Below are 6,859 nucleotides of genomic sequence, written 5' to 3'. Positions count from 1 at the left end.
CCTCCACCGAGACGTCGGGCGAGCGGCTGCCCGCCGTGAAGCGCGGCTCGGGCTCCTTGCGGGCATTGCCCGCGTTCTCATAGCCGTCGCCCGTACGGTCGCTGCCGAGGCCTCCCGCGCCGTCGCCGTCGCTCGCGGTGACCGAACTGCCGTCGTGGCCCTCGCCGGTGAGCGGGCCGCGGTAGGCCGCCCAGAGGGCGAGCACGGGGGCGGCCACCACGGTGGCGACGACGGTCGTGGTGACGGCACGCGCGCGCAGGCGGTCCCTGCGGGCGGCGTGGTCCTTGGGGTCCATCGGGAAGCCGCGCCGGTCATAGCGGGGGTGGGCGCCGCGCGCGCGTGGGCCGTGCGCCATCGCTTGGTGCAGGGCGGCCCGGGGGGCCGCCACGACGGGGAGTGTGGCGGGGCTGACGGCGGTGCCGGGCCAGGCGCCCGCTCCCGCGCGCTCGGCGGTGCGGCGGCAGCGCGGGCAGTCGTCGACGTGCCGGACCAGCTCGCGGCGGAGGGCCGCGCCGAGCAGGACCTGATGGTCGCCGGTGAGGCGGGCCACGATCGGGCAGCTCCCGGTCTCCACCACGGCGAGGGCGGCGCGGGTGCGCTCGACCTCGCAGGCGGCGGACGCGAGCAGCTCGCGGGCCTTGGCGGGGTCGAGGCCGAGCACGGCGGCGACCTCGGCGGGGGTGAGCTGGTGGCGCACGGCGAGCTCCAGCGCCTCGCGCTGCTCGGGGGTGGTGCCCGCGGCCTCCGGCCAGGCGAGCCGGGCCAGTTCCCCGCGGCGCTCCCGCTCGGTCTCCGCGGACTCCTCGCGGGCTCCGGGGGCCGTGCCCGCGCGGTGGCCGCGCTTGGCCTCGGCGAGCCGGCGCAGACAGACCCAGCGCGCCAGTGCGTAGAGCCAGGGCTTCAGCTCGCCCGCCGACTCCGGGCCGCGCGAGCCCCTGCGCTCGGCGATGTGCAGGACGTCGCCGAGGGCCGCGGTCGCCGCCTCGTGGTCGCACAGGACGGACAGGCAGTAGGTGAACAGGCCGTCCAGACAGGGTTCGTAGCGCGCGTGCGGGGTCGTCCGGGGCGCCTGGCGGGGCACCACCCGCTTGCGGGCGTCACGGTGCGCCCGGTGTGCGCCGGTCGCGTTCACTGGGGATTCCGGCCTGCTGGTCGTCACCGTGCGAAGGTAGGCGGATGATGCAGGCCCCTTCCGCCACCTTGAGCGTATTTAATCCTTACGGGTGAACCAATCCCTCGAAAGGGGACAGGAACCCATCATTCCGCACACGGGGACCCGCCGCCGAGGGGGTGGTGAACCGCGGGCGACGGCGTTGTCAGTGGCCTCCGCTACGGTTCCGACCATGGCTGCCCGTACGAAATCCGCCAAGGACCGTCCGTCCTACCGCTGCACCGAATGCGGCTGGCAGACGGCCAAGTGGCTCGGCCGCTGCCCCGAATGCCAGGCCTGGGGCACCGTCGAGGAGTACGGCGCGCCCGCCGTCCGCACCACCGCCCCCGGCCGCGTCACCTCATCCGCCGTCCCGATCGGCGAGGTCGACGGCCGCCAGGCCACCGCGCGCTCGACCGGCGTGCCCGAGCTGGACCGGGTGCTCGGCGGCGGCCTGGTCCCCGGCGCCGTGGTGCTGCTCGCGGGCGAGCCGGGCGTCGGCAAGTCCACACTGCTCCTGGACGTCGCCGCGAAGGCCGCGAGCGACGCGCACCGCACGCTCTATGTGACGGGCGAGGAGTCGGCGAGCCAGGTGCGCCTGCGGGCCGACCGCATCGGCGCGATCGACGACCACCTGTTCCTGGCCGCGGAGACCGATCTCGCCGCCGTCCTCGGCCACTTGGACGCGGTCAAGCCCTCGCTGCTCATCCTGGACTCGGTGCAGACCGTCGCCTCCCCGGAGATCGACGGGGCGCCGGGCGGCATGGCGCAGGTCCGCGAGGTGGCGGGAGCGCTGATCCGCGCCTCCAAGGAGCGCGGCATGTCCACGCTCCTGGTCGGCCACGTCACCAAGGACGGCGCGATCGCGGGCCCCCGCCTCCTGGAGCACCTCGTCGACGTGGTCCTCCAGTTCGAGGGCGACCGGCACGCGCGCCTGCGCCTGGTCCGCGGCGTCAAGAACCGCTACGGCACGACGGACGAGGTCGGCTGCTTCGAGCTGCACGACGAGGGCATCACCGGCCTCGCCGACCCCAGCGGCCTCTTCCTCACCCGCCGCGCCGAGCCCGTCCCCGGCACCTGTCTGACCGTCACCCTGGAGGGCCGCCGCCCCCTGGTCGCCGAGGTCCAGGCGCTCACGGTCGACTCCCAGATCCCGAGCCCCCGCCGCACCACCTCCGGTCTGGAGACCTCCCGCGTCTCGATGATGCTGGCCGTCCTGGAGCAGCGCGGCCGGATCACCGCCCTCGGCAAGCGCGACATCTACAGCGCGACGGTCGGCGGGGTGAAGCTCTCCGAGCCCGCCGCGGACCTCGCCGTCGCCCTGGCCCTGGCCAGCGCCGCGAGTGACACCCCGCTGCCGAAGAACCTCGTCGCGATCGGGGAAGTGGGCCTGGCGGGCGAGGTCAGACGGGTCACGGGCGTCCAGCGCAGACTGTCGGAGGCGCACCGCCTGGGCTTCACGCACGCGCTCGTGCCCGCCGATCCGGGGAAGATCCCGCCCGGTATGAAGGTCATCGAAGTCGCCGACATGGGTGACGCCCTGCGGGTCCTGCCGAGGTCGCGTCGCCGAGAGGCCCCACGGGAGGAGGAAGAGCGCCGGTAGACTTTGCCCTGGTCTCGCCCACCCGTACGAAGTCAGGCGTACGGAAGAGGCCAGGAGAACCTGCGACCGAGGGAGTGCAGTGGCAGCCAACGACCGGGCAGCGAATCCCGGCAAGCCCGGCGGAAGCTCCGCTGCCGATGGGCTGATGCGCGCCTCCCTGAGCGCCGTCGCCCCCGGCATGGCCCTGCGCGACGGCCTGGAGCGCATCCTGCGCGGCAACACCGGCGGTCTCATCGTCCTCGGCTGGGACAAGACCGTGGAGTCGATGTGTACGGGCGGTTTCATCCTGGACGTCGAGTTCACCGCGACGCGCCTGCGTGAGCTGTGCAAGCTCGACGGCGGCATCGTCCTCGACAAGGACATCACCAAGATCCTGCGGGCCGGTGTGCAGCTCGTGCCGGACCCGACGATCCCCACCGAGGAGACGGGCACCCGGCACCGCACCGCCGACCGCGTCTCCAAGCAGGTCAATTTCCCCGTCGTCTCCGTCTCGCAGTCCATGCGCCTGATCGCGTTGTACGTGGACGGTCAGCGCCGTGTCCTTGAGGACTCGGCGGCGATCCTCTCCCGCGCCAACCAGGCCCTGGCCACCCTGGAGCGGTACAAGCTCCGCCTCGACGAGGTCGCGGGCACGCTCTCCGCCCTGGAGATCGAGGACCTGGTGACCGTGCGGGACGTCACCGCGGTCGCCCAGCGCCTGGAGATGGTGCGCCGCATCGCCACCGAGATCGCGGAGTACGTGGTCGAGCTCGGCACCGACGGCCGCCTTCTCGCCCTCCAGCTGGACGAGTTGATCGCGGGCGTGGAGCCCGAGCGCGAGCTGGTCGTCAGGGACTATGTGCCCGAGCCCACCGCCAAGCGCTCCCGCACGGTCGACGAGGCCCTCGCCGAGCTGGACTCCCTCTCCCACAGCGAGCTGCTCGAACTCTCCACCGTGGCCCGCGCCCTGGGGTACACGGGCTCCCCCGAGACCCTGGACTCCGCGGTCTCGCCGCGCGGCTTCCGACTGCTCGCCAAGGTCCCGCGGCTGCCCGGCGCCATCATCGACCGCCTGGTCGAGCACTTCGGCGGCCTCCAGAAGCTGCTCGCCGCCAGCGTCGACGACCTCCAGACGGTGGACGGCGTCGGCGAGGCACGGGCCCGCAGCGTCCGCGAGGGCCTCTCGCGCCTCGCGGAGTCGTCGATCCTGGAGCGGTACGTCTGAGGCGGCCGACGGACCGAGTCCGTCAGTCCTTCGCCTATCGGCCCTTCGACCGTCGGCCCTTCGACCGCGTCAGTCCTTCTCCAGGACGAACGAAGCCTGGGCGGTGCCGAGTCCGGGTGCCTTGGCCTCGACCAGGTAGGTGCCGGGGGCGGCCTTCTTCGCCGGGGGCGTGGCGCACTTGTCGGCGCTCGCCGTGCGGTCCCACTCCACGGTGTGGGTGACGCGACCGTCGGCCGGGACGCGGAGCAGCAGGCTGCCGTCACCGGCGGGGCAGTCGTCCGAGGCCCAGAACGTGTCGTCGCCCTCGGCCTGAGTGATCGTCAGAACCGTTCCCTTGCCACCGAGGTCGACCTTGCAGGCCTTGCCGCCGCCGTTCTCCGCGATCAGCTCGAACTTGGGCTTCTCGCCGATCTCGTAGGTGTTGTGGACGCTGCGGACCTTCAGCTTGACGTCGCCCTTGACGCAGTCGGGCAGCCGCGTGCCCGCCGGGAGCCGGTCGCCCGAGCCGCCGCCGCCCTTGGCGTCGTCGCCCGAACCGCCGCCGGAGCCCGCCGAACCGCCCGCGTCCGAGCCGCCCGAACCTGCGGAACCGCCCGACCCCGAACCGTCTCCGTCCCCGTCGCCGTCACCCGAGCCGTCGTCCGACTCGTCGCGCCCGCCGGGGTGTTGACTGATCGCGGGGCCGGACTCGGAGGGGCCCGGGGTGATGGAGGTGGCTGGTCCGTTCTCGCCCGGCCCGTTGGCGCCGTTCTTCCCGCCACCGCCACCCATGGTGACGATCCACACGACAAGTAGCACCAATAGGCCGATTACGGACAGCAGAACGGCCCTCCGACGCCAGTAGATGGTGGAGGGAAGCGGCCCGACCGGATTGCGCAGAGATCCCACGCCCAAACCTTACGAGAGAAGTGGCTCTTCTCCCGCCCCACCCGCCGTCCTGAGTGACAAAGTTTGTTCGATCATCATTCTGGTTCCCGTTCCACGGCCTGGTCGTGGCCGGGTATCGGTCTGGTCATGGCCAGGTATCGGCCGCAATCCGCCCGAACCCCCCTCCACCCCTGTCGATCGTCAGGGTCGGGGACGGGTCGATCGCCGGATGCGCGGATTCGGAGCCACTCCGTACCGTCCATAATCATGGACACCATGGACGACGACCTCTACCGCGACACCCTCGACTTCGCCCACGACACACCGTCGTGGTTCCAGCACCTCGCGGAGGTGTGGACGGAGCTGGGGCTGCTGCTCTTCGGCGTGCTCTTCGTCGTCGCCTGGTGGCGGGCCCGTCGCGGCGACCCGCGCGCGCTGGCCATCGCGGTGCTCGCGCCCCTCGCCACGGCGGTGGCGTACGTGTGCAGCGAGGCGCTCAAGTCCGTGATCGACGAGGAGCGGCCCTGCCGGGCGGTGTCCGGAGCGTTGAAGCCGCTCGTCGAGTGCCCCGCCTACGGCGACTGGTCCTTCCCCAGCAACCACTCCACGATCGCGGGCGCCGCCGCCGTCGGCCTCGCGCTCGCCTGGTCGCGCATCGCGGCCCTGACGGTGCCGATGGCGGTGCTCATGGCCGCCTCGCGGGTCTTCGTCGGCGTCCATTACCCGCACGACGTGGCGGTCGGGCTCGTCTTCGGCGCCGCGATCACGTATGGGGTCGTGCGGCTCACCACGCGTCCGGTGGCGCGGGTCGCGCAGTCGATGCGGGGGTCGTCCACGGCGGTCGTGAAGTGGTTCGCGGGCCCCGGTCCCGCGCTCGCGCCGTCCCCGGCGGCCGATCCGGCGGCGTACGACACCCCGACGATGACATTCCGCCGCCATGATCAGTACGGGCGGGACGCGTACGGGCAGAACTCCTACGGGCAGGAGTCTTACGGGCAGGACCCTCACGGGCAGGACTCGCGTCGGCGTGGTTCGCACCGGCGGTGATCCGGTCGCCCGGTGACCAGATCAGTCAGTCCCCGGGGACGAGGTCCGCTTCGTAGGCGACGATCGCCGCCAGGACGCGGTTCTTGACGCCGAGGCGTTCAAGGACCGCGCTGACGTACGCCTTGACCGTGCCCTCCACCAGGTGGAGGCGGGCGGCGATCTCCGGGTTGGACAGGCCCGCGCCGACCAGCCCGAGGACCTCGCGCTCGCGCGGGGTGAGGGCCTCGACGCGGGCCCGCGCGGCGGCGCCCCGGTTCACCCGGCGGGCCTCGAAGCCGTCGATGACGTGCCGGGCCACCTTGGGCGAGAGGAACGCGGCGCCGTCCGCCACCGCCCGTACGCCCGCGATGAGTTCGTGCGGGTCGCCTGACTTCAGCAGGAAGCCGGTGGCTCCGCCGCCGAGGGCCCGGGAGACGTACGCGTCCTCGGAGAACGTCGTCAGCATGGCGACCGCGGTGCCCGGCACCGTACGTACGATCTCCTCGCCCGCGGCCAGGCCGTCCAGGCGCGGCATACGGATGTCGAGCAGCGCCACGTGGGGCCGGTGGGCCTGCGCGAGGGCCACGGCCTCGCGCCCGTCCGCGGCCTCCGCGACGACCTCGATGTCCTTGCCCGCGGCGAGGATGGCGCGGACGCCCGCGCGGATCATCGCCTCGTCGTCGGCGAGCAGGACGCGGATGGGGTCTGTCACGGATTTCCCTCTGTATCGGTTGGTGGGTCGGTCGGTAGGTCGGTCGGTCCGTCGGTCCGTCGGTTCATGGGGCGTCGGGCTGTTCAGGACGTGTCGGTCTGTTCGAGTTCGTTCGCCGTGGGGATCACCGTCTTGTCCACGAGGCGGCCCACGTCGGCGCCGTGCCTGCCGAAGCAGAGCCTGAAGTAGGGGACGGCGGAGAAGAGCCGGTCCTCGGCCCGGTAGTAGGCGCAGTCGGCGTCCGTGGGGGCGGGGGTCGGCGCGCGTTCCTCGGGCGGGTCCGACGCGGTCCGGTCC

General features: G+C 72.8%; 5 protein-coding genes and 2 pseudogenes. 3 read left to right on the top strand and 4 right to left on the bottom strand.

The window, feature by feature from the left end:
* The coding region (locus tag AB8Z36_RS26880) for an RNA polymerase sigma factor (protein WP_369215961.1) at positions 1-1,159 on the bottom strand (1,159 nt) is incomplete at its 3' end.
* Between the two features lie 184 nt (positions 1,160-1,343).
* Between AB8Z36_RS26880 and radA the strand changes: the two genes are divergently transcribed.
* Together radA and disA are read left to right on the top strand one after the other, a co-directional pair.
* The gene (gene radA, locus AB8Z36_RS26875; protein WP_369215960.1) at positions 1,344-2,753 is read left to right on the top strand and encodes a DNA repair protein RadA; all 1,410 of its coding nucleotides are present in this window, start codon (positions 1,344-1,346) and stop codon (positions 2,751-2,753) included.
* Positions 2,754-2,832: 79 nt separating this feature from the next.
* A complete protein-coding gene (disA, locus tag AB8Z36_RS26870) occupies positions 2,833-3,957 on the top strand; it encodes a DNA integrity scanning diadenylate cyclase DisA (RefSeq protein ID WP_369215959.1) in 1,125 nt (374 codons plus the stop codon).
* A gap of 69 nt (positions 3,958-4,026) precedes the next feature.
* Here the strand turns inward: disA and AB8Z36_RS26865 are convergent, their stop codons facing one another.
* Positions 4,027-4,845 (bottom strand): hypothetical protein, encoded by an 819-nt coding sequence (locus tag AB8Z36_RS26865; protein WP_369215958.1) that lies wholly within the window; start codon positions 4,843-4,845, stop codon positions 4,027-4,029.
* Between the two features lie 246 nt (positions 4,846-5,091).
* Between AB8Z36_RS26865 and AB8Z36_RS26860 the strand changes: the two are divergent.
* Positions 5,092-5,697: pseudogene (locus AB8Z36_RS26860) on the top strand (phosphatase PAP2 family protein); the annotation flags it as partial.
* A 199-nt stretch (positions 5,698-5,896) separates the two neighbouring features.
* Here AB8Z36_RS26860 and AB8Z36_RS26855 read toward each other — a convergent pair.
* Positions 5,897-6,520, bottom strand: coding sequence for a response regulator (locus AB8Z36_RS26855; protein ID WP_440582000.1), 624 nt, complete (start codon positions 6,518-6,520; stop codon positions 5,897-5,899).
* Between the two features lie 125 nt (positions 6,521-6,645).
* Positions 6,646-6,859 (bottom strand): annotated as a pseudogene (locus tag AB8Z36_RS26850) (hypothetical protein); the annotation flags it as partial.

The sequence above is a fragment of the Streptomyces flavofungini genome (assembly GCF_041028215.1).
GTDB lineage: Bacteria > Actinomycetota > Actinomycetes > Streptomycetales > Streptomycetaceae > Streptomyces > Streptomyces flavofungini_B.
The sequence above is the reverse complement of the archived record's forward strand: the minus strand, read 5'-3'. Positions and strand labels throughout refer to the sequence as shown.